We start from the raw sequence: 24,473 nt of genomic DNA, 5'->3' as shown, positions 1-24,473 counted from the left end.
TCCGCGGTGGTCCACGTCGTGGCCCCGCGAGGCGTCCGGCAATCCCCGGCGACCGGCAGGTGCAGTGCTGCCGGCCCGCGAGCTCGTCGACGGCGGCGAGGTCCCGGCGGTCGGCGGCTGCGGCCCAGGAGGCGGGCCGGCCGGTGCCGCCCGGGCACGGAGGTCGCACTCCGGACCGCCCGGCCGGGGTGTGCCCGACGCGCGGTGCGTCGTGCAGCCGTCGCGTGCCGTGCCGCCGTCGCGGCCGCGGTGGCTCGTCGAAGGAGGAGATGTGGCAGGACCAGGCTCGGGCCGACGACGTTCCGCGGGGGCGCGTTCCGCGTCCGGAGCGGGCTCCGGCTCGCGTTCTGCGTCGGGCTCGCGCGCCGCGTCCGGCGGGCGCCAGGCCGCCGGCCAGCGCCGCCGCGGTGCGCGCAGGTCCGAGGAGGGCCTGATCCCCGTCCTCGCCGAGGCCGCCGCCGAGGTCGACCGCGCCGTGCAGCGCCCGCCGCTCCGGCCGTCGACCCGCACGAAGTTCCAGGTGGTGGCGCTGCTCGTGCGCGAGGAGCGCGCCCGGACGATCGCCGACGGCGACCTCACCGAGGCGAAGCGCGCCGAGCAGCTCAAGCGGCTCGACGGCGTCGCGACGATGCTGGCCCGCACCGCCGCCCGCGACACCTCGCTCCTGCAGCTGCTCGCGGAGGACGCGAAGGTCTCCGACGCGGCCCGCGCGCTGAAGGCGACGATGATGCGCGCCGCCGGCATGGAGCCGCCCGAGGAGCCCGAGCCGGAGCCCGCCCCGGTCGTGCCGGAGCCCGGCGCGCACACCCGGGTCGTCCCGCGCTCGGTGATCTCCCGCCAGCTCGCGAACCCGTTCCTGCCGCCCGACTTCGAGGCCGCCGCCCAGCGGATGACCCCGAAGCCCCGCCGGCTGGCCGGCTGGGAGCTGCTCGAGCCGCTGTTCCGGTCCTTCGAGCAGGCCGCCACCGGCGCGCCCGCCTGCATGCCGCTGCCCGAGCCCCGCGCGGTGCCTGTCCCGCCCCGCCGCGAGCTCATGCCGCACCAGGCGCAGGTCGTCGCCGCGACCGCGACCGGCCACCGCACGTTCCTGCTGGCCGACGAGCCCGGCCTCGGCAAGACCGCGCAGGCGCTGCTCGCCGCCCGCGCCGCCGACGCGTACCCGCTGCTCGTCGTGGTGCCGAACGTCGTGAAGACGAACTGGGCGCGCGAGGTCGCGCTCTGGACGCCGGAGCGCCGCGCCACCGTCGTCCACGGCGACGGCGAGAAGGTCGACGCGTTCGCGGACGTCGTCATCGTGAACTACGAGATCCTCGACCGGCACGTCGGCTGGCTCGGCGACCTCGGCTTCCGCGGGATGGTCGTCGACGAGGCGCACTTCATCAAGAACAAGGGCTCGCAGCGCTCGCAGCACGTCCTCGCGATCGCCGACCGGATCCGCGCGCGCGTCGCCCGGCCGCTGATGATGGCCCTGACCGGCACCCCGCTGATCAACGACATCGAGGACTTCCGGGCGATCTGGCAGCTGCTCGGCTGGATCGACGACACGCAGCCGCTCGGTGCCCTCATGACCGCCCTCGAGGACACGGGCCTGACGCCCGCCGACCGGGGCTTCGCCACCGCCGCCCGCACCGCCGTCATCGACATGGGCATCGTCCGCCGCCGCAAGGCCGACGTGGTCGCCGACATCCCCGCCCGCCGGGTCGCGGACCTCCCCGTCGAGCTCGACGGCGCCACCGGCCGCTCGATCCGCGCCGCCGAAGCAGCGCTCGCCGCCCGCATGGTCGAGCGCTACCGGACCGCGATCGCAACCCGCGGCGAGTCGGCCGCCGTGGACGGGATCGACCTCGACCTTGCCCGCCGGATCGCCGCGTCCGAGCTCAAGGACTCGAGCTCCAAGACCGGCGGCGAGAACGTGTTCACGATGGTCCGGCGCATCGGCCAGGCGAAGGCCGGCCCCGCCGCCGACTACGCCGCGCAGCTCGCCCGCAACGTCGGCAAGGTCGTGTTCTTCGCGAAGCACGTCGACGTGATGGACCAGGCCGAGCAGACGTTCGCCGACCGCGGCATCCGCTTCGCCTCGATCCGCGGGGAGCAGACCACCCGCACCCGCGAGAAGAACGTCGCCGCGTTCGTCAACGACCCCGAGGTCTCGATCGCCGTGTGCTCGCTGACGGCCGCCGGCGTGGGGCTCAACCTCCAGGTCGCGTCCAACCTCGTGCTCGCCGAGCTGTCCTGGACCTACGCCGAGCAGACCCAGGCCATCGACCGGGTCCACCGCATCGGCCAGGACGAGCCCGTCACCGCCTGGCGCATCATCGCCGCGCAGACGATCGACTCCAAGATCGCCGAGCTCATCGACAGCAAGTCCGGGCTCGCGGCGCGGGCGCTGGACGGCGCGGGGGAGGACGACGTGGCGTCGTCGACGGACGTGCAGCTGGAGGCGCTGGTCGGGCTGCTGACGGACGCGCTGGGGGCGCCTGGCGTCGGCTGAGGCCGAGCGCTCCCGCGCCGCCCGGGTTACGGTCGCCGTCACTCGACGCGAAGGAGGCCGGCCATGGGATTCGTCGGCAAGATGCTCAAGAGCGCGGTCGTCGCCAAGGCGGCGCAGGTCGCGGTACGGGAGATGTCGAAGCCCGAGAACCAGCGCAGGGCCAAGGAGCTGCTGGGACGGGTCACGAAGCGGGGCGGCGCCGCGGGGCGGGCGTGACCGCCGGGCCCACGGGCTCGGCCACTCGCCCGGTTTCTCGCGGGCGGCGGCCGTAGGCACCGCGCAGGTGCGCGCGCCGCTGGCGCCCGCCGAGCGCGTCGTGTCCCTCGGACGAGCGATGTCCGTGCTGCGGTCGGGTGCACCGGGCGCGACGTCACCCGTGGCGCCGGCGGCCGTGGTTGGTTCGACGACGGCGCCGCACCGCGATGACCAGCAGATGACGTGACCGCGTACGCGACGACCCTGTGGCTGTCGGACGAGGTGGGTGCTCGGTGAGCTGGAGATGACGGGCACGGAGATCGTCGACGCGCTCGACGGGTGGGTCGACCGGATCGCCGGTCTGGGCGCGGCGGTGGTGCCGCGGCTGCGCCCCGGCCTGCCCCTGGACCGGATCCCTGAGATCGCGGGCGGTCACGGGTTCGACCTGAGCGATGAGGTCGCGGCGGTCTGGGCCTGGCACGACGGAGAGCGCCGTTCCACTGACGTGGGGACGCCGAAGCAGCTTCCCGGGCTGACCCCGCGGGGCGCGTTCTTCGACCTGGAGACGTCGCTGCGGCACAGCGTGAGCGTGTACGAGGTCAGCGGCGACGACGACGCGCTGCTCGACCCCGATCTCCCGGCGGAGGCGAGGGGTCGTCTCTGGCGGCGGGAGTGGGAGGTGCTCGAGGTGCACCTCCTGGACCTCGTTCTCGCGGCCCGGCCTGACGGGTCGACGGACACCTTCCGGTTCGACCCCCAGTCGGGCACGGCCTGGGTGGCGCACTCGAGCCTGCCGGAGCGGATCGCGCAGTGGCACCGGCACCTCCACCTCGGCGCGTGGCGGGTGGAACCGGACGGCACGTGGGGCGTGGACGCCGACCGGCTGCCCCGGGTCGACCCTGCCGCGTCGAAGGTCGAGCAGGCCCGCCAGACGGAGATCACCTAGCCGCACCGGAGATCGCGCACGTCGCGGCGCTGCCCCGCGGAACCGGCTCGTGCCCGGGCCGCAGACCGTCGGCGATGAGCGGCGTTCCGTCACGCCCCGGTCAGGCGGGCGGAGATCACCTCGGCAGGGGTGTCGAGCGTCGCCGCGAGGTAGACCCGGCGCCGCGCCCCTGGACGGCGGAGCACGAGGCGATCGCCGACGACGCGCGACGGGCGGATCTCGGCGGTCGTCTCGGCGGTCGGCCAGACGTCCGCGGCGACGTCAGCCAGCGCCGAGTTGGCGGACGGCAGTGCCTCGAACTGGATCTCGTCGGGAGTCACCACGAAGGCGACGGCACCGAGGACGGCGGGGCGGTCCTGGAGCTTGCGCCGGCCCCAGGCGACCAACGTGGCCGGCACGACCAGGAAAGCGAGCAGTGCCAGGCTGCGCGGCTCGAATCCCTGAACCACGTTGACGGCGATCCACGGGGCGAGGACGAGCAACGTCAGCAGCGTGGCGAGTGCGATCGCCGCTCGTCCGCGGCGCGCGGGGTCTTGCGAGGCCCGGCGCTGGAATTCCTGACGGGCCTCAGGCCGGAACTGCACGACGAGCGGCTCAGCCACGGTCCGTCCCTCGCTCCGGCCTGTCGTTTGTCGCGCGCGCCCGTTCGGCGGCGCGCTGCTCCTCGATGCGCTGCTGCGACCCCTGCCAGCCCGTCAGCTCGTCGGCAGCGACCACGTCACGCGTCCTCTGCGCTCGAGCCTGGGCGTCAGCGGCGAACGCAGCGAGGTCCGCCACGGGCGGGAAGGTCAGCGTTCCGTGCTCCTCGCGGTGCTCTGCCAGCCGCCGGGACAGCTCCTGCTGCTGCTCCGGGGTGGGCGTCCGCGACTCCAGCTCGTCGCGGTCGACCTCGTCCAGCTTGAGCGCGGCTTGGAACGACGGATCGGCGAGCAAGGACCGCAGCGGTCGCTTTCCGTCCGCCGCCTCGCGGAGACGATCGGCATACGCTGGGTCGTCGGTCTCGGCGGCACGTTCGAGCAGCGTTCTGCGAAGGTCGGATCGGTACCCCGCGCCGAACACCTGCTCGAGCACGGGGGAGATGTCAGGGAGCTCGCTCATCATGCTTCCGGGATCGGGACGCTGGTGATGGTCAGGGAGGAAGCCTGCAGGCCGTTCATGAGTCCGCCGATCGCCATGACGGCCGCCACGGCGGAGCCCCAGATCGCGGAGAGCTCGGTGATGAAGGCGGCGACCGCGGACACGATCGCCATCGGCGCGGTGGCGCCGCCGCTGAAGATGGCTGCGATCGCCTCGCCGATGGAGCCGACGCCGAGTGACATCGCGACCACGTGGTCACCGAGAGCGTCCAGACCGGAGTATGCGGCCTGGCACAGCATGTAGGACGAGGCGGCGGCCTTCTGGTACTTGAGTTCCAGATCGGCGTAGGGCGCGAGCTGGGCCTCGAAGGCGGCGACGATCTCGGCGAAGAACTCGCCGGCGGCTGTCGCGGCCTCGCCCTCCGTCCAACCCTGGAACATCGCGACGGCCTCGTCGCGGGTGACGTCACCCAGTCGGGAGAAGTAGTCGCCGATCTGGCCGAACGCGCTGCCGGCGGTGTAGATCCGATCCCAGTCGCCGCCCACTTCGGACCACAGCCACTGGAAGATGTCGCCGCCGCCGACCCCCGGCCATACGAGCTGGAAGCCCTGGTTGATCAGCCACCGCGCCCACCAGGTGAATGACAGGTAGTCCGGCCACTGGAGGATTGCCAAGAAGACGGGGTTGAGGTCGGGCATGCCCTCCGGCGCTGAGAACCCCTCCGACGGCTGTGCCGCGGACCCGCCCGACGGTGCCGTCGCCGCGGTGATGGGCGGCGTCGCGGCGTTCGGGTCGAGGTCCTTGAACAGGTTCCGGAACGCGACGGACTGGTCGTCGTCGGTCGCGTCGTAGCGGAGAGCGATCGTGTTGAGGGCATCGGCCGCCGTGGTCAGCAGCCGCTTCGTCGCGGCGAGGTTGGTCTCGGTGGACTCGAGGTAGGTGCCGTGCGCGCCGAGGGCAAGGCCTGCGAGCCGACCGTCGCCCCATTGGCTGAACTCGGACAGGTACGAGGAGCTATAGCTCATCGCGCCGTTCACGCCGGACGCGATCTGCCCGAGCCGGACGTCGCACGTCTTGAGGAATGTCGTATCGACCTGCACCCATGCCCCCTGTTCGTCTCCGCGGGACCTTACCGCGGTACAGGGAACGCGAGTCGACCCGTGGCAGACCCCCACGCAGCCACGATGCCGAGGATCACCAGCACGGCGTAGGCAACGGTGGAGGCAGGAAGCCGACCCGCGAAGACCATCACCGTGCCCAGCGTCGCGGTGGCCAGTGCCCCGATGCCGAGGACGACCCATGGCACGCCGGTTCGTGCCCCGATCACGAGCGCGAGCAGCAGGACAGCAAGGAGGAGAGTCAACACCGGGAGGAACCCGCCACCGGTTCCACGACGGGCGAGCGCCGCGATCACCATGACGATCGCCGCGAGTGTCGTCGCCCACGCGGCGCCCGCCAGCGCGGCGTTCTCGATCCCGGCCATGCGGTCATCGTAGGGAGTGTCCGAGACCGATCGCCCCGGTCACCCGTCCGCGGCGCCGCGCTTCACCAGCGTGAGGGCACGTGATCACGCTGGTCCTCCAACAGTCGGCCCGGTTGCGGCTCGATGGGTGGGAACCGCGTGGGCGAAGGTGCCGAACGTCTCGGTTCGGAGGCCGGGCTGGTGCTGGTGGGGGAGCCGTCGCTTCGACGCTCACGCGTGAGTCGCGGGCGAGGGGCTCAGTGCACGACATCGAACGACCGGGGTTCCGCTGAGCCCATCTGTGTCACCCCTCTGCGGCGCCGCGGTCCACGAGCGTGAACACACTGGCCGGGCTCGACGGATCGGGCTCGAGCGCGAGCCCGCCCTCCTGGTCCGCCACGACCACCCCCGCCGCGGACGAGAGGTTCACCTGGTCCGGCTGGTCGAGGGTCGCGACGTCCAGCTGCTGGTCCGGCGCGGCCGGGTCGCAGGGCGCGACGGTGATGACGTCGTCGCCGGGCAGGCTGAGGCAGGACGGCTGCCCGTCGGTGGTGGCCGTGGTCCGGACCTGGAAGGTCGTGCCGCTCGGCTCGAACACCCACGTGGTGGGGACGCCGCCGGCCTCGGCCGGGTCGGCGACGGTGGTGACGCCGCCCTCGACGGTCGTGGTGACCCACTCGTCCCCGTAGGTCTGGATGTCGACCTGTCGGGTGCCCGCCAGCAGCCCGTCGGACGCGGCGGCGGACTCCGTGCCGCCAGCGTCGTCCTCGGTCGTCGTGACGGGCTCGGGCGCTGACGTGGACGCCCCGCTGTCCTCGGCCTCCGCGGTGCCGCCGGTGCACGCGGCCGTCCCGACGACGAGCGCGCCTGCCGTCAGGGCGAGCGCGAGCGCGCGAGGCGCACGGGTCCGGGGGTGGGTGGGGGTCGTGATCACGGGTGTCCTCCTGCGTGTCGGACCGGTGGCGGCTCGATCGGTGAGCGCCGCGGGGCGGACGAATCTGCACGCCCCTCACCTCGAACGTAACGAGACCAGGAGGCGGTGCAACCGCGCGCCGCCGCCCGGGGCCGCCCCGGCGCCGGGAACCGCCCAGCCGAAGACCCGTCACTTTGCTGCCCCCTGTTGGCGGTCGCGCGCGCGTCAGAGCATGCGACTGAGGTCTCCGTGTCAGGCCACGGGAAGCACCCCCGCCAGCGCGCTGTGCGCGGCGTTGATCGTGTCGTCGGCCATCGCACCGGGCGCCACCAGCCGCTCGCCGAGCTTCTTCGGCCACAGGACCGCAATACCGTCGATGACGAACGAGCCTCCGAAGAGCGGCCAGTCGGCGTCGACGAAGCACAGGGCACCGTGAACGGGCACGTCGTCGAACCCGGCGCGTTCGAGCGCCCCACGCACGACGTCGAGCTGCTTGTGCATGCCCTCGACGAGGCGGGTGCAGTCTCGCGAGCCGACCATGAGCTTGTGGACGCGCGGTCGAATGATCCCGCCCTCGACCCGCAGCGCGGGACGGCCCTTGTAGCGCTTGGCATCGATCACATGGACGCCACTCGGACCGACAGCGATGTGGTCGATGTTCGCGCGGGACTTCGGGATACGGCGGTCGTGGAGGACGCGGACGCCGCGCGAGCTGAGGCTGTCGAGCGCCTGGCCCAAGAGCTCCTCGCCGCGAGCTCCGCGAGCCCACGCGGTCGTGCTCCGCGGTTCCTCCGAGACGGCCAGGATGAGTCCGCCGAGCCGCGGGTGCGCCGCTCGGATGCGGGCCTCGCGCTTGGCCGAGCGTCGTTCGTACTCGCGCCGCGCGGACGACCCGGCTGTCCCGGCATTCGTGGGTGACGGCTCCGAGGCGGCGTCCGTCGCGTCGCCTGACCCCGATTGCAGCGTGCCACCCAGGCACGCGAGGCATCGCACGGTGCGCGTCGTCCTGACGTAGCCGGCCTGCGTGCCGGCCGGGACGCTGACTGCACACGAGTCGCACGTGCCTGCGTACCGCAGTCGCATGACGTTCACATGAGTCGCGACGCCCTCGCCTGGGAGACCGGTCATGAGGTGGATATCGGCTACGGGGGCCGGTTGGTGAAGTCGAAGTGCTCGCATTCACCGCCGAGCGGTGTGCTGCACGGCCCGCGGTGCGGGCGATGCCGACAGCGGTGATCACGCGTGCGGGAACCAGCGCGATCGGGTGAACGCGGGTCGCGTCCGTGCGATCTTGGGCGAAACCGGACGGGCCACGCGTTATTCGGCCATATGGTCGGCTCTGGCATGCGTTTGCCGGCGTGTCCGAAGTGCCCCGAGTCGCACCTGGCGGCGCCGGCGACCATGGCCCCGGATCCGTTCCCTGTGTCCTGGGGTCGCGCACGTCGGAGAGGCTCGGGTTGGCAGGTCGAGGGGGAGGACGCCGTGGCTGCGGCACACCGGTTCCCGTTCCCGGGTCACGCGTCGGCGCCGCTGGTCGTCGACGCCGTGTACGAAGGTGGTTCGGCCAACAACCAGGGCGATGACCCGATCAACAAGTTGCTCGGGGTGGGAAACGCGGGCGGATTCCGAGCGAGCGGCAGCATCGTGCAGAAGTCCGTGCGCTTCCTCGCGCTGTACACGAGTGGCGTGGACCCGGACTGGCCTGATCTCCTCGATCCGCGCACGGGAACGTTCGTCTACCACGGCGACCAGAAGCAGCCAGGCAAGGACCTCCACGACACTCCTCGCAAGGGGAACCGGCTCCTGCGTGACATGTTCGAGCTGGCAGAGGGCGGCCCCGTGGGGAGGCGGTCAGTCCCTCCGACGTTCCTGTTCGAGAAGGCTCTTCCCGGGCGGAGCGTGCGGTTCAGGGGGCTTCTCGTCCCCGGAGGGCAGTCGATTCGACCGGATGAACGACTCGTCGCCCTATGGAAGTCGCGGGAGGGGCAGCGCTTCCAGAACTATCGAGCCACCTTCACCGTGCTGGACGTGGGCTCTGTGTCGCGGGAGTGGATCCAGGACCTCCAGGCCGGGCAACACCGACCGGATCTCGCGCCGCTGGCCTGGCGTGAATGGGTGGCCTCGGGCGCCTATCGGCCTCTGCTCGCGCCGTCGACGACTCAGGTGCGTCCTCGCGAAGAGCAACTCCCGTCTGACGCGGAGGGCTACCAGATGCTTGCCGCGGTGAAGTCGTACTTCGAGGCCACGCCGACAGCATTCGAGCAGTGCGCTGCGCGCCTGTGGCAGATGATGGCGCCAGCGGTCAGCAACGTCGTCGTCACCCGCGCAAGCGTCGACGGTGGACGGGATGCCATCGGGACCTATGCCTTGGGGCCAGTGGCGGACCGCATCGAACTCTCCTTCTCGCTCGAGGCGAAGTGCTACGACCTCACCAACAGCGTGGGGGTCAAGGAGATCGCGCGTCTGATCTCTCGGCTGCGCCATCGCGAGTTCGGCGTCTTCGTCACCACGTCGTACCTGGCGCGCCAGGCGTATGCCGAGCTACGCGAAGACCGGCACCCTGTCGTCGTCATCACCGGCGGCGACATCGTCCGGCTGCTCCGCGAGCGGGGGTTTGGTACGACCGAGGCGGTGGAGCGGTGGCTCCAGCAGGAGTTCCCGCTCTAGGACTGCGCCCGAGAGCATGGCCGCAGTCGTCGCGGCATACACCCCCGATCGATCGATGCGTTGACCCGATCGGGTGGCGCCTCTAGCGTCGTCCGTGACCGCACCGCCCCTCCGGGCCCCCACCCCACCCACGTCATCATGGGTCGCCGCGCCGCGAGACACCGACGTCCCAGGGGGCGGCGACGGCCGACGTGGACTGGGGGAGTCACATGCGCATGCGTTCACTCCGTCGCGGCCTCACGGGAGCGGTAGCCCCGCTCGCCGTCGCCGCACTGCTCGTCTCAGGGGGCCCGGTCGCCCAGGGGGCCGACGACACCACCGACCGCTGGGGCGGCGACAAGGGCGGCGGTCACCACGACAACGCCACCATCACCGCCGAGCCGTGGGGCACGACCGAGGACGGCACCGCGGTCGAGCGGTACACGCTCAGCAACCGCGGCATGACCGTCCGCATCCTCACGTACGGCGGCATCATCCAGTCGCTCGAGGTTCCCGACCGCCGGAACAACCCGGTCAACGTCGTCCTCGGCTTCAGCGACCTGCAGGGCTACATCGACAACAACAACCCTGGCCCGTACTTCGGCGCGATCATCGGCCGGTACGGCAACCGCATCGCGAACGGCCAGTTCGAGCTCGACGGCCAGACGTACAACCTCGCGCAGAACAACAACGGCAACCACTTGCACGGCGGCATCGAGTCGTTCGACAAGAAGGTGTGGGCCGCGACGCCGATCCAGGGCAACCGCAGTGTCGGTCTGCAACTGAACTACACGAGCGTCGCCGGTGAGGAGGGCTACCCGGGCACCCTCGACGTGCAGGTCACCTACACGCTGACGCGGGACCAGCGGCTCGAGATGCACTACCTGGCGACGACGGATGCGCCGACGGTCGTGAACCTGACGAACCACACCTACTGGAACCTGCAGGGCGAGGGCACGTCCTCGATCCTCGACCACGAGCTCACGCTGCCGGCCAGCGGCTACACGCCGGTCGACGCGGGCCTGATCCCGACCGGTGAGATCGCCGACGTGTCGGGTACGCCGATGGACTTCCGGCAGCCCACGCCGATCGGTGCGCGGATCCGGGAGCCGTTCGAGCAGCTGCTGTTCGGGCAGGGCTACGACCGCAACTGGGTGCTGGACCGGCCGGACGACGGCAGCCTGGCCCTGGCGGCGCAGCTCCGTGACCCGGACTCCGGCCGCACCCTGAAGATGTACACGACCGAGCCGGGCATCCAGTTCTACTCGGGCAACTTCCTGGACGCGACGCTCGTCGGCACCGGCGGTCACGTGTACCGGCAGTCCGACGGTCTGGCGCTGGAGACGCAGCACTTCCCGGACTCGCCGAACCAGCCGCAGTTCCCGAGCACGACGCTGCGGCCGGGGGAGACGTACGACACGACGACGGTGCTCGACCTGTCGCGCGGGCGGCGCTGAGGCGGCACGCTTGAGATCCGGAGGCCGGGGGCCGTCGGGCCTCCGGATCTCAAGCGCCACAGGGTGCGGCCGGTTGTGCGGGCGGTCGTCGTCGCTGAGTGCGGCGGGACTGTCGGAAATGGCACGATCACGGCGTGGGCAGGCTACGCATGGCAGCACCGGAGCACCGACCGGGCGCGGTCGACCGGGTCGGGCCAGGGCAGCCCTCGTGACCGCCGGTCCTGCGTGCGCGGTCTGCACGGCGACTGCGAATGCCGGCAGGCACGAGCCGTTCGTTGTCGATGACGTGCAGAGCCGGCTGAGGATGTGGCGCTGCTCCAGGTGCGGGACCTTGTGGTCTGAGGGAGACCGCATGGCGCAACCGTTCAGCGTCACGGACGCGGACGAGGTCGTCCCGGGATGGCGCGACACCACCGCCTGGCTCGCGAGCACGTCGTTGCGTTCGCTCCTGCTGCTGGCGGAGCGGGGTGGGATCAAGGATCGGGAGTTCGCCCTCGCGGCGCTCCACCACGACGTGCTCGCGGCGGAGGGCGACGTCAGCGACTCCTTCCCCCTCGTGCTGTACAGCGGTCAGGACGCGGCATCGGCCGACGGGGCCGACGTCTCGACGCTGACATGGGGGTCGTTGGCGCGCCGGATGCGGTGGACGAGCGGCAGGCGTCGCGTCTTCCTCGACCCGGTCTCCCCGTGGGGAGGTGAGCTCGACTACTACGTCGTGGAGTACCTGGACGCGAACGGCCGGCGCACGGAGACCGAGTCGGACCGGCGCGCGGCAGTGAGCGGTTGACGCGGGCGCGTAGCAGCGGCTCCGGCGCGTGTCACCTCACCGCCTCGCGCCGCGGAGGGTGGTGTCCCGGCTCGCGTGGGAGGTCAGGCCAGCAAGGCGCGGCGGACCTCGCCGTTGAACTCGTCCGCAGTCATCCCGGGCCGCAAGGGGACCTTCGCCGTGTAGCCGGAGTCGAAAGCGACAACCGCCGGTGCGTCGCTCGGCATGAGTGACCGCAGCCACACCGCTGTTTCGACGTTCTGCTCATACGTGCCGTCGAGGTTGATCGAGTCGAAACTGCGCAAGACGGTGATGTAGTACCCCGGGCCGTCGGCGGCGATGTCGAGCCGGAGCTCCACGCGTTCGGTCACGCCGGGCAGGTGCGTCGCCTGCGCGCCCCACCGGGCGCGGGCTTCCCGCACGAGCGTCTCGGTGTCGAGCGGCAAGGGAACCGCGCCCCCGTCGCAGCAGATGATCAGGTCCCGCAACATGAGCCGGTTCGTACGGGCCGGTGGGATTGACTCAAAAGTAGATCCGGCCCTCACGCACGTCGGCCGCGACGCGTGCGCCGAGTCGCTCCAGCATCGTGAGACCCGCGAGCCAGTACTCGTAGACGTTCGGCCACTCGCCGAGCAGCTCGCCGGAGAGCCCGAACACCGGCTGCCCGCCGTCGGTGATGGGGCCGGACCGGTCGATGACGAACACCGCGTTGTCGGCCACGTGGATCGGGTAGATGCGGTCCCGCGGCGGGCAACCCGTCGCCGGCCCGTCCTCGTAGTAGCCGGCAAGCAGGGCGCCGGCCCGCTTCCAGCGAGCCCCGGCGCCCAGATCATGCGTAGCCAGCACATCGCCGTAGGCAAAGACGTCGGGCCAGCCGTCACCCTCCCGGAGGACCGCTTCGTGGTGGGGGTCGAGGCGGAAACCGAGGCGATCAACAGCGGCCGCGAGGTCGGCGTCGCCCGCCCGTGGCCCCGGCAGGGTCTCCGGGAACATGGCGGGGGCGAGTCGCGAGATCGCCATCCGTCGCGCGAGCATCTCGCCGACGAGCACGCCCCATGAGAGGGTCTGCGTCACTGCGGGCTCCAATCCCAGCTTCCCCGGACGAGGTTCCCTCCGCTGAAGCGACCTCGAGGATCGCCGGAGGGGCGTCTGCTCTCCATTGCGCGTGCACCAGTATGGAGGCTGCGCCCGCCTCGGCTTATCGACGCAATGCTGCGGACCGACCTGATCGTCCCGATGCGGTCGGCGCTAACGTCGTTCGAGCTCGCCCCCGCCGTGACAAGCCTCGCGACGTTCGCGGTGACGATGACGGGGCGCAACTGACACTCACGATGGGCAAAGAATGAGGGGATCGTCCTCAATCCCGGCGCCGCCGTCGGCATCGAGCTCCTGCCTGTGGGCCCATGTGACTGGTTCTCCTCACGAGGGCCATCGGGCTGGCCTCTGCTTCGTACGTTGGCGAATCCGGTGTGATCCACGCTGGACCGACTCGCTCGCACGCTGGAGGGCATGTCCACAGCGTTCGGGTGACCGCGGTGAACGGGATTCGGTCCGACCGCTAATGTGACCTTCGGGAAAGGGGGTCTCGCGTGAGTTTCCATGTGGACGAGACGGTGCTTGACGAAGCCGCGACGAGGCTCGACGGGCTGCAACCGTCGATCGGGAGCGCGGAGTCGTACGTCGGGATGCACGTGAAGCTGAACGGCCTGGGGGACAGTGGCCTGTTCATCACGGCGATCGGCGTCCTGGATGGCGTTCGTGCGGCGCTCGAGTCCGAACTCGCGCACCTGCGCACGGTTGTGGAGTCTTCCGCACAGGAGGTGCGGGCCACGGCGGCGAGCTACCGCGCCACGGACGACGCCACCGCTGCGACGATGGACCGCCTCTACCACGCCGTGCCGACGGTGACGTACGGCCACGGTCGGCAGGAGCCTCGATGAGCGACCCGTCCCGCGAGCTCGTCACTCCGACGCCGTCGGCTCCGATCCCGGACTTCGTCGAGACGGTGATGAACTTCCCGGATCTCATCAGCCCAAGCCACTGGTTGCTCCTGATCATCGAGCAGGTCTGCGGCACCGACCCGGTCGAGTGGATCTCAGAGCACTTCTCCGGCGACTGGGAGCGCATGTCGACGGCCTCGTCTGCGCTCGAGCACCTCGGGGACTACCACGAGGCCATGGCGGTCGAGCTCCGCCATGCCCGCGAGGCGTTCCAGACAGGTTGGACCGGGGAAGCCGCAGAGGCGGCGTCCGCCTACTTCACCCGCCTCGAGGAGGCGGTGAAGGCTCAGGCCGGTCCGCTGCGCGACATCGCCCGAGAGGTCGACAACGTGGCCCAGGGGATGAAGTCGACCCAAGCCACGTTGGAGTCCTTGATCGGGATGATGCTGGACTGGGCCATCGCGGCCGCCGTGTCGGCCGCCGCCGCAGCCGCCTCGTCCTGGACGGTCGTCGGGGGGATCGTCGGTGGCGGTTCGACCGCCTTCTCGATCGCCCAGGCGGCCCGCACGTGGATGCAGGTGGTTCAGGTTCATGGCAACGCGGTCGCCATGATGAACGGCGTCGTCGGGCTGAGCGCCGGCTTCCTGGGCTCGATCCACGGCTTCTCGACCCAACCACTGCCTGCGGGCGCCTACACGAATCGGCAGCTGCCATGACCGACGCACCCGAGACGCCGACGCCGCTGCTGGGCATCACCGTCGGGAACCCGACGTTCGACCGTCAACTGCGGCAGCAGCTGACGGTGCTCAGGGACCGCGCGGCCGGCACCGAGCTGGGGGACGTCCTCGACGACGTGCTCGCAGGCCGTCGCACCCTGCGAGACGCTGCTCGCACGCCCGCCTTCGGCGGCGCCGTCGAACCGGCGGTCGCAGAGACCACGACTGCGTGGGCGCGGCTGGCGCCCGAGAAGCGAGCAGAGCTCGCCGCGGACGGGGAGCGCGAGCTGCATGCGCCTCCGAGCGCTCCAGAGCGCTGATTCCGTCGTGATGCGGTCTCAGATCGGTGCGCTGCTCAGCAGCCAGCCGCCGAGGGCGAGCAGCGCAATCACGAGCACCGGCGGCACAGCACTGCGCAGGTAGGTCGAGGCCCGCACGCCAGGTGCGAGCGGCGCGAGCCAACGGCGGAGCCCGAACCACACGATGAACGGGCACGGGATCACGCACGCTGCCGCGAGCCCGAGCTGCCAGCTCGGGTAGGTCAGGAGGGCGAAGATCGTCCCGATCGCCACCACGGCCAAAATGCCGACCGAGATGATCCTGGCGGTACGGAGCCGTGAGCCGGTCAGGAGCTGCGCGTCGGTCATGGCGCTGACCTTACCGACGGCTGGCCTCGGGTGTGGGAGTGGCTGGTCGGCCCGGCGGCGCTCGCTGGTGGCGGTGGATGACGGCGGGCGGCGCCACCACTCGTGCGTCGACTGCCGCGGGCCGCGAGCACCGCCTTCCTCGATGTCGTCGATTCCGATGACCACCACGTCCTCCGGCACCTGCGGATCGGCGTGGAACCGCGGGCATGGCACCTACGCCCAGCAGGTCCGAGTGGCAGTGCATCGCGTCGGGCCGACCAGCGAGCCCGAGCAGCGAAGCAGCACCAACCGACGCTGAACCCGCGTGCCCCGCGCTCGGCGGCCCGCCTCACCGCTTCCGCGCCCGCCGCGCCCCGAACGGCCCGCCGAACACGATCGAGATCCCCAGCACGAACCCGACGTCGTACCAGTTGCCGTTGTTGTGCACCTCGTACGGCGTGACGGTGTCGGTGAACAGCGACACGATCCACGTGACCGGCAGGATGATCCCGTGCCACAGCCCCAGCCAGAAGCCGGCGGGGGTGAGGGAGCCGGGCGGCGGGGTGCCGACCTCGGGATTGACCCCGGCGGCGCACGCGGCGAGCAGCAGCACGGTCGCCGCGGCGAGCCCGACGGCGGCGGCGGTGCGGGAACGGGTGCGGGTCCGGCGGCGCGGCTCCATGTCGGCCATCGTGGCACCGCGGGCTCCCGGCACGCCAGGCCCTCCGGCCCGGGCCCGGGACCGCCGCCGAGCTGACGGCGCGCCCCGGGACCGGTCGCGGCTCAGCGCGTGTAGTGCCCCGCGGCCACGTCCTCCAGCAGCGTGGGGTGCGTCGGTGTCCACCCCAGGCGGGAGCGCGTGAGGGCGCTCGACGCCGGGACGTCCAGGCCGAAGAACCCACCGATCCAGCCGAAGTGGTCGGCCGCGTCCTCGGGGGCGATCGGGGCCACGGGCAGGTCCAGCGCGCGCCCGAGCGCGGCGGCGATGTCCCGCGTGGGGATGCCCTCCTCGGCCGCGGCGTGCACCACGGACACCTCGTCGGCGTGCTCCAGGGCCAGCCGGACGAGGTGCGCGGCGTCGCGTCGGTGCACCGCGGGCCAGCGGTTGCTGCCGTCGCCGATGTACCCGACGACGCCGCGCTCGCGGGCGACGCCGGCCAGCACCGCCATGAAGCCGTAGTCGCCCTCGCCGTGGACCGTCGGCGCGAACCGCACGCTGACGGGCCGCACGCCGCGGTCGGCGAGGCTCAGGGCGAGCGGCTCGCCGCCGCCGCGGATGGCGGACGGGTCGTCCGGACCGACCGGGTCGTCCTCCGTGGCGCGGTCGCCGGGGGCCGGGCGGGCCAGCCCGGACGCGAACAGGAACGGCCTCCCGGTGCCCGCCAGCGCGTCGCCGAACGCCTCGACCGCGGCGCGCTCGGTGCGTCCTGCCGCGTCGAAGTCCGAGAAGTCGTGCTTGAACGCGAGGTGGACCACCGCGTCGGCGGCCGTGGCCCCGGTCCGCAGGCTGTCGAGGTCGTCGAGGTCGCCGCGGACCACCCCGGCGCCGGCAGCGGCGAGGGTCTCGGCGGACGCGTCGGACCGGGCCAGGCCGGTGACCTGGTGCCCGGCGGCGAGCAGCTCGGGCACGACGGCCGAGCCGATCCACCCGGACGCACCGGTGACGAAGACGTGCATGGCGTACCTCCTGGAGAGTGCCGGCGACTGCCGGAGCGCCGGTGATGTCAGGCGCTGACATCACCATAGACCCCGATGTCAGCAACTGTCATCACTACACTGGCGGGATGGGACGCTGGGAGCCGGACGCGCGCGGCCGCATGATCCGCGCCGCGGTCGAGCTCTACGCCGACGGCGGGTACGAGCAGACGACGGTCCAGGACATCGCCGCGCGCGCCGGCGTGACCGAGCGGACGTTCTTCCGGCACTTCGCCGACAAGCGGGAGGTGCTGTTCGACGGCTCGGGCGAGCTCGAGCGCGCGGTGGTCGAGGCGATGCGCGCCGCGCCCGCCGACGCCACGCCGTTCCAGGTCGCCGCGGCCGGGGCGATGGCCGCCGGCGCGGTGCTGGACGAGCGCGGCGACTTCGCGCGCGTCCGGGCCGCCGTGGTCGCGGCCAACCGGAGCCTGCAGGAGCGCGAACTGCTCAAGATGGCGCAGCTCGGGTCCGCCATGGCTGAGGTGCTGCGCGCGCGTGGGGTGGCCGAGCCGACGGCCGGCCTGGTCGCGCAGTCGGGGGTGACGGCCTTCGCCGTCGGGTTCGCGACCTGGGTCGCGGACGCGTCGCTGGGGGACCTGCCGTCGTGCGTCGCCGACGCGCTGGCGCGGCTGGCGTCGCTCGCCTCGGTCACCTGAGCGGCGACCACCCGGCACCCGGCACTCCACGGCCCCGGGCCTGGCCGCCCGAAAATGACGGGCCCGCGACGACCCCGGCGCCCTACGCTCGGCGACGCTCCTGATCAGCAGCCCGGCGGCGTCGCCGTCGCGGTCCTGCGCGTAGGTGGGAGCTCGCCAGATGGGCACACCGCTGCGGACGGTTCCGGGTTCGAGTCCCGGGTCTCCGGTCGGCGTGTGGTCAGCCGTGGCGGTCGCGGTCTGCGACACCGGCTCGCCCGGCGTCCCCCGTGCCCGCCCGACCGCACGCCGCCCGGTCCGCCGGCGTGCGCGCGCGGCGGACGGTGCCGGCCGAGGGACGGCGGGACCGAGGACCGGGAGGAGGTCGAGCGAGATGCGGATCGTCGTGCAGGAGTGGGAGCGGGTGCTGGTGTACCGGGACGGGCGGTTCCAGCGGACGCTCGGCCCCGGGCGCCACCGCGTGACGGCGAGGCGCCACCGGTTCGCGTGGACGTCGCTGCGCCCGCGCCTGCTGACCGTGCCCGTGCAGGAGGTCCTGACGCGGGACGGCCTGGCGGTGAAGGTCAGCCTGCTGGCGACGGTCCGCGTCGCCGACGCGCGGGCGTGGCACGAGGCTGTCGACCAGCCGGACGCGTTCCTCTACGCGGCGCTGCAGACGGCGCTCCGCGAGGAGATCGCGTCGCGGACGCTCGAGGAGCTGCTCGCCGACCGGTCCGAGGCGGCGCAGCGGATGCTCGCCGTCGTCGCCCCCGCGGTCGTGCACGCCGGCCTCGCGGTCGACGCGCTCGCGGTGCGGGACGTCGTCGTGCCGGCCGAGGTCCGGCGCGCGTCGGCCGCGGTCGTGACGGCGCGTGCCGAGGGCCAGGCGGCGCTGGAGCGGGCGCGCGCGGAGGTCGCGGCCACGAGAGCGCTCGCCAACGCGGCGAAGATGGTCGAGACCCACCCGGGGCTGCTCCAGCTCCGGACGCTGCAGGCCGTCGAGGCCGGTGGCGCGACGGTGGTGCTGTCGGCCGAACCGGGTGCGGCGACGGCGCGCGCGCCGGCGTAGGGCGGGTCCCGGACGGGGCGGGTGGGGTCGGTGGCCCTCGCCCGCCCCGACCGACCACGCCGCCGGCCTCAGGCCCCCGGCGCCTCCCCGGCCGCCAGCTCCTCCCACACCGGCCCGTACCCGAGTCGCGCCTGCTCCATCGCCACGACCTCCCGGGCCAGCCCGGCCTCGGTGACGTCGACCGCCGCCACGGCGGCAGCGGCGACCGACGACTCCCGCACGTACGCGTCGAACGTCCTGCGCTTCCCGGCGAGCAGCTCCACGATCCGCTCGTCGACGCCGTCCTCCGCGAGCAGCCGGTGCGCGACCACGGTGCGCACCTGCCCCATGCGGTGCAGCCGGGCGACGGCCTGCGACTCGGCGGACGGGGTCAGCTGCGGCTCGCACAGCACCACGACCGAGGCGGCCTGCAGGTTCAGCCCGACGCCGCCGACGGTGATCTGCGCGACCAGCACCCCGTCGCGCGGGCCGGCGGCGAACGCGTCGATGACGGCCTGCCGCTCGGCCGCGGGGACGTCCCCGGTGAGCGGGCCGAACACCGGCGGCCCGCCGGGGTGCCGCAGTGCGACCGTCACCACGTCGAGCACATCCCGGAAGTAGGAGAAGACCACGGTGCGGTGCGCGTTCTCCCCGGCCTCGCCGACGATCTCGACCAGGCGGGCCAGCTTGGTGGAGTCCGCGGGGTCCGGCGTGAGGTAGGCCGCGCGGCGCATCGCCATGAAGCTGCCCGACGCCACGGCGTCCCGGTAGGCGCGCTCCCCGGCGGGGGACAGGTCCTCCCACTCGTCGACGACCACGAGCTCGGGGAGCTCGAGCAGCACGTCGGCCTGGTTCCGCCGCAGGTACACCGGGGCGACGGTGCGCCGGAACGTGTCCGCGCCGACCAGCCCCAGGTGCCGCGGCAGCGACGCGACCAGGTCGGCGTCCAGCAGCCGCACCAGCGCGACGAAGTCCTCGACCCGGTTGTCCATCGGCGTGCCGGTCATCAGCAGCACCCGCCAGACCCGCCCGGCCCAGGCCGCGACCGCCTTCGACCGCTGTGCCTCCGGGTTCTTCACGTAGTGCGCCTCGTCGACGACGAGCAGCCCGACGGCAGGACCGTCGAGCGGCACGTGCGGCAGCGCCTCGAACGTCGTCACGCCGATGCCGCCCTCCGCCTGCCACCGGGCGACGGCCGCGTCGCGGCCGGGGCCGTGCAGGCGGTGACCGGTCATGGTCGTGCGGCGCTCGATCTCCCGGAGCCAGCTCACCAGCACGCCCGCGGGGCACACGACGAGCACGTGGGTCTCGCCGGCGGCCATGAGGTCGGAGGCCACCGCCAGGGCCTGCACGGTCTTGCCGAGCCCCATCTCGTCCCCGAGCAGGACCCGGCCCTGGTTCAGCGCGAACCGGGCCCCGAACTCCTGGTACCCGCGCAGCGGCACCCGCATCCGGGACAGGTCGAGCGGCCGCGCGGCGACCCGCTCCGCGAGCTCGGCGGTGAGCATGCCGCGGTCGGCGAGCACGTCGCGGGCGAGCGGGACGATGCCGCCCAGCACCGTGTAGAACTCGGCGCTGCGCTGCTCGAACGCGTCCCACAGCGCGGACGCGCCGGTGTCCGGCTCGGCGCACGCGGCGGCCAGCCGCCGGACCGTCGCCTCCAGGGAGTCGACCGCCGGGCCCCAGGCGTCGAGCGCCGCGAGCGCCCGCAGCGCGCGCTCCTTCGCGGGCCCGCGGGCGAACAGGAACCGGAGGCGCCGCGTCGCCGGCTCTGCTGCGGGGACGTGCGCGGCCGCCGACGTGACGTACGCGGCGAGGGCCGCGCGGTGCGGCTCCACGACGGGGCGCAGGCGCAGCAGCCGGTCGAGCAGGCGCAGGAGCTCGACCGTCGTGGCGGTGTCCGGCCGGCCGGACCGGTCGATCTCGAGGCGCACCGGCGTCGCACCCCGCACGGCGTCCGCCAGCTGCTGGACCGCGGCGTCGACGCTCCGGGCGGTCTGCAGCCCGACGCCCGGCACCTCGTCCAGCACCGCCGCGGGGACGCCCAGCAGGTCGGCGGCCGTCCGGTACCCCGCGTCCGCCAGCGCCCGCAGCCGCAGGTTCCGGTCGGTCAGCGCGCCGAGCTGCTCGACGTCGACGATGCCGAGCTCCGCGCGGACCCGGGCCTCGCGGTCCTCCTCGACCAGCGTCGCGATCCGGAGGGTCGTGCCGTCGAGGTGGTCGAGCACCCCGCGGGCCGCCGCCGCGAGGGCCCGGTGCCGGGCCAGCAGCGCCCGCGCGGGGGCGCCCGGCTCGGTCGCGGGGGCGGTGCTCATCGACCGCGATGCTATGCGGCGCAGGGGTGTTCCATCGCGTCTGGTTGCCGACCGGCCACCGAGCGCCGACGCTGGTCGTACCGGTGCAGCAGCCGCCGGCTCGTCGCCGAGCCGCGCAGCGAGGAACCCGCGGCGAGGCCACGCGAAGGAGTGCGGCCATGAGTGTCCCGACGAGCGACCAGCAGGGCCCGATCACCGGCGTCCGCGAGGACATGCGGTCGACGCGTCCGGCGAGGAGGTCGGCACGGTGCAGGAGGTCTCGTTCGGGGACCCGGGCGCGGTGACGTCCGAGGGCCAGGAGGCCGGTGGCGGCACGGGCGGCGTCGCGGGGGTCCTGTTCCGCGGCCTGGACGGCGGCGACGGGCTGAAGGAGGCGGACCGCGAGCGGCTGCTCCGCCTCGGCTACGTGCGGATCGACGCGAAGGGGCTGTTCTCGGGCAGCTGCTACGCCGCGGGGGACCAGGTCGCCGCGGTCGAGGGCGACGTGGTCCGGCTCTCGGTCGGCAAGGACCAGCTGGTCCGCTGACGCCGCACCTCCCTCCAGATGCGGCGTCGCCACCGGCTCCGCAGGCTGGGGGTACCCACATCCCGTCTCCACCGAAGGAGCAGCCCCATGCGAGCGATGGTGTACCGCGGGCCGTACAAGGTCCGGGTCGAGGAGAAGGACATCCCCCGGATCGAGCATCCGAACGACGCCATCGTGAAGGTCACGCGCGCGGCGATCTGCGGCTCCGACCTGCACCTGTACCACGGGATGATGCCGGACACCCGGATCGGCCACACGTTCGGCCACGAGTTCACGGGCGTGGTCCACGAGGTCGGGTCGTCCGTGGAGAACCTCAAGGTCGGCGACCGCGTCATGGTGCCGTTCAACATCTTCTGCGGGACGTGCTTCTTCTGCGCGCGCGGGCTGTACTCGAACTGCCACAACGTGAACCCGAACGCCACGGCGGTCGGCGGCATCTACGGCTACTCGCACACCACGGGCGGTTACGACGGCGGGCAGGCGCAGTACGTGCGGGTGCCGTTCGCCGACGTCGGGCCGTCGGTGATCCCCGACTGGCTGGACGAGGACGACGCGGTCCTGCTGACCGACGCGCTGTCGACCGGCTACTTCGGCGCGCAGCTCGCCGACATCGTCGAGGGGGACACCGTCGTGGTGCTCGGCGCCGGCCCGGTCGGCCTCTTCGCGGCGCGGTCGTCGTGGCTGATGGGCGCGTCCCGGGTCATCGTCATCGACCAGCTCGAGTACCGGCTGGAGAAGGCCCGCGAGTTCGCGCACGCGGAGACGCTGAACTTCACCGAGTACCAGGACATCGTGGTCGAGATGAAGCGGACCACCGACGGGCTGGGCGCGGACCGGGTGATCGACGCCGTGGGCGCCGAGGCGGACGGCAACCTGCTGCAGCACGTCACGGGCTCGAAGCTCAAGCTCCAGGCCGGCTCGCCGGTGGCGCTGAACTGGGCGATCGACGGGGTGCGCAAGGGCGGCACCGTGTCGGTCATGGGCGCGTACGGGCCGCTGTTCACGTCGGTGAAGTTCGGCGACGCGATGAACAAGGGCCTGACGCTGCGCATGAACCAGGCACCCGTGAAGCGGCAGTGGCCGCGGCTGCTGGAGCACATCCGCAACGGCTACTTCAAGCCGAGCGACATCGTCACGCACCGCATCCCGCTGGAGCACATCGCCGAGGGCTACCACGTGATGTCGTCCAAGCTCGACGGCTGCATCAAGCCGCTGATCATCCCCGGCGAGGACTGAGAGGAGCCGGACCATGCCGTACCACGCACAGAAGCCCGCGCCGCGGGAGTCCGCCGAGCAGCTCCGCGCCCGCATCCCCGGGTGGGGCGCCGACTCCGACCCCGCCGACCGCCCGTCGTTCCCGCGGGAGACGTTCGACCTGCCGCCCACCGGCGCGCACTGGGAGTTCCCGGAGCGCCAGCCGGAGACGTACCCGCGTGAGCGGTCGATCGAGCACACGATGCTGCCGCCCGTGTTCGGCACCGCGCAGCCGCTGCACGGGCCGGCCGGGGCGATCCGCCGGTTCTCCTACGAGCGGTTCAGCGAGGGCCGGGCGGCGCACTGGCTGCTGCTGCTCGCGGCCGACCGCGTCGACGCCGCGCAGGCGCACCTGCAGTCGTTCGTGACGATGCGGCCCGACAACCCGATCACGGAGACCGGCGTCCTGTCCGAGCTGCACCGCCACCCGGTCTCCTCCCGCCGGGGCCGGGTCGACGTCCGGCACCAGTGGCTCGACCCGCTGATCGTCGCGGGCCCGTGGATCCTCGGCGGCGTGCTGGCGGTCAAGGCGATCGGCGCCGTGGCGAGGCGCCGCTGACCCCGCCGGCCTGCCGCACCGGGCTGCCGCACCGGCTTGCCGCACGGGGCTGCCGCACGGACTGCGCCCTTCCCCGGGGACTGCGCCCGCTGCACAGGGCGCAGTCCCGCACGCCGGGCGCAGTCTGTGCGGGCCCCTCGCGGCCGTCCGCGGCACGCGACGTACCCTGGCGCTCCCAGCGGGGTCGAGCAGCGGAGCGTCATGACCAACCTCGAAGTCGTCGTCACCGAGCACGACTGCGCGCCCGGCGGGGCCGCGTCCGGCACCGCGTCCGGCACCGAGCTGCTCGAACCCCGCGACGTCCCGCTGGGCGGGATCCGCGCGATGTCGGTCCGCCGGACCCTCCCGCAGCGGGCGCGGTCGTTCATCGGCGCCTGGTGCTTCCTCGACCACTACGGTCCCGACGACGTCGCGGCGACCGGCGGCATGCGCGTCCCGCCGCACCCGCACACGGGGCTCCAGACGGTGTCGTGGCTGTTCAGCGGCGAGATCGAGCACCGCGACAGCCTCGGCACCCACTGCCTGGTCCGGCCCGGCGAGCTCAACCTCATGACCGCCGGCCACGGCATCAGCCACTCCGAGGACTCCACCGACGCCACCACGGTGCTGCACGGCGTCCAGCTCTGGACGGTGCTGCCCGAGCGGGACCGCGAGGTGGACCCGGCGTTCGACCACTACGTCCCGCCGGTGACCGCGCTCGACGGCGGCGAGGCCCGGGTGTTCCTGGGGACGCTGGCGGGATCGACGTCACCGGTCCCGACGTTCTCGCCGCTGGTCGGGGCCGAGGTGCGGCTGCGGCCGGGCGCCGCGCACACGTTCGCGGTCGACCCGGCGTTCGAGCACGGGGTGCTGGTCGACGCCGGCGGGGTCGAGGTCGACGGGACGCCCGCCCCGCGGCACCACCTGCTGTACCGCGCACCGGGCGCGACGGAGCTGACGCTGCGCGCGACGGGCGACCACGAGCTGCGGGCTGTGCTGATCGGCGGCCTGCCCCTGGGCGAGCGGATCGTCATGTGGTGGAACTTCATCGGCCGCGACCACGAGGAGGTCCTGGCCGCGCGCTCGCAGTGGCAGGCGGAGATCGCGTCGCCCGACGGCGGCGGGCCCCCGTTCGGCCGCGTCGGCGGCCACCCCCACCCCCCCCCGCCCGCCCCCCCCATCCCCCCGCCGCGGCCCCGGCCCCGCCGCTGGCCCGCCACCTCCCCG

27 protein-coding genes are annotated in these 24,473 nt (G+C 72.9%); 15 read left to right on the top strand and 12 right to left on the bottom strand.

The features are described 5' to 3' along the window. The first annotated feature begins 430 nt into the window (after nt 1-430). From QNH85_RS11160 to QNH85_RS11150, 3 genes are all read left to right on the top strand, one after another. A complete protein-coding gene (locus QNH85_RS11160; protein ID WP_282946708.1) occupies nt 431-2,491 on the top strand; it encodes a DEAD/DEAH box helicase in 2,061 nt (686 codons plus the stop codon). Nucleotides 2,492-2,554: 63 nt separating this feature from the next. Continuing rightward, complete coding sequence (locus tag QNH85_RS11155; protein WP_282946523.1) at nt 2,555-2,707, top strand: hypothetical protein; 153 nt, start codon at nt 2,555-2,557, stop codon at nt 2,705-2,707. A gap of 265 nt (nt 2,708-2,972) precedes the next feature. Then, nucleotides 2,973-3,632: a hypothetical protein gene (locus QNH85_RS11150; RefSeq protein ID WP_282946521.1), complete on the top strand. Its 660-nt coding sequence runs from the start codon at nt 2,973-2,975 to the stop codon at nt 3,630-3,632. An 89-nt stretch (nt 3,633-3,721) separates the two neighbouring features. Here the strand turns inward: QNH85_RS11150 and QNH85_RS11145 are convergent, their stop codons facing one another. The 6 genes from QNH85_RS11145 to QNH85_RS11120 form a co-directional block, all read right to left on the bottom strand. Then, nucleotides 3,722-4,234, bottom strand: coding sequence for a hypothetical protein (locus QNH85_RS11145; protein ID WP_282946520.1), 513 nt, complete (start codon nt 4,232-4,234; stop codon nt 3,722-3,724). After that, nucleotides 4,227-4,703 carry an SDR family oxidoreductase gene (locus QNH85_RS11140; RefSeq protein WP_282946518.1) on the bottom strand — a complete coding sequence of 159 codons (477 nt, stop codon included), beginning with the start codon at nt 4,701-4,703 and terminating at the stop codon, nt 4,227-4,229. The genes QNH85_RS11145 and QNH85_RS11140 overlap by 8 nt, the downstream gene beginning before the upstream one ends. Nucleotides 4,704-4,729: 26 nt before the next feature. Next, nucleotides 4,730-5,809, bottom strand: a complete 1,080-nt coding sequence (locus QNH85_RS11135) for a hypothetical protein (RefSeq protein ID WP_282946517.1) — start codon at nt 5,807-5,809, stop codon at nt 4,730-4,732. 29 nt (nt 5,810-5,838) lie between these two features. Then, complete coding sequence (locus tag QNH85_RS11130; RefSeq protein ID WP_282946515.1) at nt 5,839-6,192, bottom strand: hypothetical protein; 354 nt, start codon at nt 6,190-6,192, stop codon at nt 5,839-5,841. Between the two features lie 283 nt (nt 6,193-6,475). Continuing rightward, nucleotides 6,476-7,105 carry a hypothetical protein gene (locus QNH85_RS11125; RefSeq protein WP_282946513.1) on the bottom strand — a complete coding sequence of 210 codons (630 nt, stop codon included), beginning with the start codon at nt 7,103-7,105 and terminating at the stop codon, nt 6,476-6,478. Between the two features lie 231 nt (nt 7,106-7,336). Then, on the bottom strand, nt 7,337-8,167 hold the full coding sequence (locus QNH85_RS11120; RefSeq protein WP_282946511.1) for a nuclease-related domain-containing protein: 831 nt from the start codon (nt 8,165-8,167) through the stop codon (nt 7,337-7,339). A gap of 399 nt (nt 8,168-8,566) precedes the next feature. Between QNH85_RS11120 and QNH85_RS11115 the strand changes: the two genes are divergently transcribed. The 3 genes from QNH85_RS11115 (at nt 8,567) to QNH85_RS11105 (ending at nt 11,974) form a co-directional block, all read left to right on the top strand. Continuing rightward, the gene (locus QNH85_RS11115; protein WP_282946509.1) at nt 8,567-9,751 is read left to right on the top strand and encodes a restriction endonuclease; all 1,185 of its coding nucleotides are present in this window, start codon (nt 8,567-8,569) and stop codon (nt 9,749-9,751) included. Nucleotides 9,752-9,966: 215 nt separating this feature from the next. Continuing rightward, nucleotides 9,967-11,187, top strand: a complete 1,221-nt coding sequence (locus QNH85_RS11110; protein WP_282946508.1) for an aldose epimerase family protein — start codon at nt 9,967-9,969, stop codon at nt 11,185-11,187. Nucleotides 11,188-11,539: 352 nt separating this feature from the next. Then, nucleotides 11,540-11,974 (top strand): hypothetical protein, encoded by a 435-nt coding sequence (locus tag QNH85_RS11105; protein WP_282946507.1) that lies wholly within the window; start codon nt 11,540-11,542, stop codon nt 11,972-11,974. An 83-nt stretch (nt 11,975-12,057) separates the two neighbouring features. Here the strand turns inward: QNH85_RS11105 and QNH85_RS11100 are convergent, their stop codons facing one another. Together QNH85_RS11100 and QNH85_RS11095 are read right to left on the bottom strand one after the other, a co-directional pair. Further along, entirely contained in the window at nt 12,058-12,444 is a 387-nt protein-coding gene (locus tag QNH85_RS11100; protein ID WP_282946506.1) for a hypothetical protein, read from the bottom strand. A gap of 31 nt (nt 12,445-12,475) precedes the next feature. Then, entirely contained in the window at nt 12,476-13,027 is a 552-nt protein-coding gene (locus QNH85_RS11095; RefSeq protein ID WP_282946504.1) for a hypothetical protein, read from the bottom strand. Between the two features lie 515 nt (nt 13,028-13,542). Here QNH85_RS11095 and QNH85_RS11090 point away from each other — a divergent pair. The 3 genes from QNH85_RS11090 to QNH85_RS11080 are packed head-to-tail and all read left to right on the top strand — an operon-like array spanning nt 13,543 to nt 14,929. Further along, entirely contained in the window at nt 13,543-13,893 is a 351-nt protein-coding gene (locus QNH85_RS11090; RefSeq protein WP_282946503.1) for a hypothetical protein, read from the top strand. Continuing rightward, nucleotides 13,890-14,609 (top strand): WXG100 family type VII secretion target, encoded by a 720-nt coding sequence (locus QNH85_RS11085; protein WP_282946502.1) that lies wholly within the window; start codon nt 13,890-13,892, stop codon nt 14,607-14,609. Before QNH85_RS11090 ends, QNH85_RS11085 begins: the two co-directional genes overlap by 4 nt. Further along, nucleotides 14,606-14,929 (top strand): hypothetical protein, encoded by a 324-nt coding sequence (locus QNH85_RS11080; protein WP_282946500.1) that lies wholly within the window; start codon nt 14,606-14,608, stop codon nt 14,927-14,929. Before QNH85_RS11085 ends, QNH85_RS11080 begins: the two co-directional genes overlap by 4 nt. Before the next feature lie 18 nt (nt 14,930-14,947). Here the strand turns inward: QNH85_RS11080 and QNH85_RS11075 are convergent, their stop codons facing one another. From QNH85_RS11075 to QNH85_RS11065, 3 genes are all read right to left on the bottom strand, one after another. Further along, nucleotides 14,948-15,256: a hypothetical protein gene (locus QNH85_RS11075; RefSeq protein WP_282946499.1), complete on the bottom strand. Its 309-nt coding sequence runs from the start codon at nt 15,254-15,256 to the stop codon at nt 14,948-14,950. Between the two features lie 328 nt (nt 15,257-15,584). Beyond that, nucleotides 15,585-15,926, bottom strand: a complete 342-nt coding sequence (locus QNH85_RS11070) for a hypothetical protein (RefSeq protein WP_282946497.1) — start codon at nt 15,924-15,926, stop codon at nt 15,585-15,587. Nucleotides 15,927-16,018: 92 nt separating this feature from the next. After that, nucleotides 16,019-16,912 carry an SDR family oxidoreductase gene (locus QNH85_RS11065; protein WP_282946496.1) on the bottom strand — a complete coding sequence of 298 codons (894 nt, stop codon included), beginning with the start codon at nt 16,910-16,912 and terminating at the stop codon, nt 16,019-16,021. 107 nt (nt 16,913-17,019) lie between these two features. Here QNH85_RS11065 and QNH85_RS11060 point away from each other — a divergent pair, with 107 nt between their 5' ends. After that, nucleotides 17,020-17,586, top strand: coding sequence for a TetR/AcrR family transcriptional regulator (locus QNH85_RS11060; protein ID WP_282946494.1), 567 nt, complete (start codon nt 17,020-17,022; stop codon nt 17,584-17,586). A 373-nt stretch (nt 17,587-17,959) separates the two neighbouring features. Next, on the top strand, nt 17,960-18,634 hold the full coding sequence (locus tag QNH85_RS11055; protein ID WP_282946492.1) for a slipin family protein: 675 nt from the start codon (nt 17,960-17,962) through the stop codon (nt 18,632-18,634). Nucleotides 18,635-18,702: 68 nt separating this feature from the next. Here QNH85_RS11055 and QNH85_RS11050 read toward each other — a convergent pair whose 3' ends face one another. After that, nucleotides 18,703-20,928 (bottom strand): DEAD/DEAH box helicase, encoded by a 2,226-nt coding sequence (locus tag QNH85_RS11050; RefSeq protein ID WP_282946490.1) that lies wholly within the window; start codon nt 20,926-20,928, stop codon nt 18,703-18,705. A gap of 247 nt (nt 20,929-21,175) precedes the next feature. Between QNH85_RS11050 and QNH85_RS11045 the strand changes: the two genes are divergently transcribed. From QNH85_RS11045 to QNH85_RS11030, 4 genes are all read left to right on the top strand, one after another. Beyond that, on the top strand, nt 21,176-21,454 hold the full coding sequence (locus tag QNH85_RS11045) for a hypothetical protein (protein ID WP_282946488.1): 279 nt from the start codon (nt 21,176-21,178) through the stop codon (nt 21,452-21,454). 87 nt (nt 21,455-21,541) lie between these two features. Further along, a complete protein-coding gene (locus QNH85_RS11040; RefSeq protein WP_282946487.1) occupies nt 21,542-22,690 on the top strand; it encodes a zinc-dependent alcohol dehydrogenase in 1,149 nt (382 codons plus the stop codon). Nucleotides 22,691-22,703: 13 nt separating this feature from the next. After that, the gene (locus tag QNH85_RS11035) at nt 22,704-23,267 is read left to right on the top strand and encodes a hypothetical protein (RefSeq protein WP_282946485.1); all 564 of its coding nucleotides are present in this window, start codon (nt 22,704-22,706) and stop codon (nt 23,265-23,267) included. A 201-nt stretch (nt 23,268-23,468) separates the two neighbouring features. Further along, on the top strand, nt 23,469-24,473 hold a 1,005-nt coding region (locus tag QNH85_RS11030; protein WP_282946483.1), incomplete at its 3' end, for a pirin family protein.

Source organism: Cellulomonas endometrii (assembly GCF_949769265.1).
GTDB lineage: Bacteria > Actinomycetota > Actinomycetes > Actinomycetales > Cellulomonadaceae > Cellulomonas > Cellulomonas endometrii.
The sequence above is the reverse complement of the archived record's forward strand: the minus strand, read 5'-3'. Positions and strand labels throughout refer to the sequence as shown.

Excerpts from the sequence above, each read along its gene's own strand:
- QNH85_RS11155 (WP_282946523.1), top strand. The coding sequence starts at position 2,555 with ATGGGATTCGTCGGCAAGATGCTCAAGAGCGCGGTCGTCGCCAAGGCG.
- QNH85_RS11070 (WP_282946497.1), bottom strand. The coding sequence starts at position 15,926 with ATGGCCGACATGGAGCCGCGCCGCCGGACCCGCACCCGTTCCCGCACC.
- QNH85_RS11055 (WP_282946492.1), top strand. The coding sequence starts at position 17,960 with ATGCGGATCGTCGTGCAGGAGTGGGAGCGGGTGCTGGTGTACCGGGAC.
- QNH85_RS11130 (WP_282946515.1), bottom strand. The coding sequence starts at position 6,192 with ATGGCCGGGATCGAGAACGCCGCGCTGGCGGGCGCCGCGTGGGCGACG.
- QNH85_RS11040 (WP_282946487.1), top strand. The coding sequence starts at position 21,542 with ATGCGAGCGATGGTGTACCGCGGGCCGTACAAGGTCCGGGTCGAGGAG.
- QNH85_RS11100 (WP_282946506.1), bottom strand. The coding sequence starts at position 12,444 with ATGTTGCGGGACCTGATCATCTGCTGCGACGGGGGCGCGGTTCCCTTG.
- QNH85_RS11085 (WP_282946502.1), top strand. The coding sequence starts at position 13,890 with ATGAGCGACCCGTCCCGCGAGCTCGTCACTCCGACGCCGTCGGCTCCG.
- QNH85_RS11035 (WP_282946485.1), top strand. The coding sequence starts at position 22,704 with ATGCCGTACCACGCACAGAAGCCCGCGCCGCGGGAGTCCGCCGAGCAG.
- QNH85_RS11105 (WP_282946507.1), top strand. The coding sequence starts at position 11,540 with ATGGCGCAACCGTTCAGCGTCACGGACGCGGACGAGGTCGTCCCGGGA.
- QNH85_RS11110 (WP_282946508.1), top strand. The coding sequence starts at position 9,967 with ATGCGTTCACTCCGTCGCGGCCTCACGGGAGCGGTAGCCCCGCTCGCC.
- QNH85_RS11080 (WP_282946500.1), top strand. The coding sequence starts at position 14,606 with ATGACCGACGCACCCGAGACGCCGACGCCGCTGCTGGGCATCACCGTC.
- QNH85_RS11120 (WP_282946511.1), bottom strand. The coding sequence starts at position 8,167 with ATGCGACTGCGGTACGCAGGCACGTGCGACTCGTGTGCAGTCAGCGTC.
- QNH85_RS11050 (WP_282946490.1), bottom strand. The coding sequence starts at position 20,928 with ATGAGCACCGCCCCCGCGACCGAGCCGGGCGCCCCCGCGCGGGCGCTG.
- QNH85_RS11060 (WP_282946494.1), top strand. The coding sequence starts at position 17,020 with ATGGGACGCTGGGAGCCGGACGCGCGCGGCCGCATGATCCGCGCCGCG.
- QNH85_RS11075 (WP_282946499.1), bottom strand. The coding sequence starts at position 15,256 with ATGACCGACGCGCAGCTCCTGACCGGCTCACGGCTCCGTACCGCCAGG.
- QNH85_RS11065 (WP_282946496.1), bottom strand. The coding sequence starts at position 16,912 with ATGCACGTCTTCGTCACCGGTGCGTCCGGGTGGATCGGCTCGGCCGTC.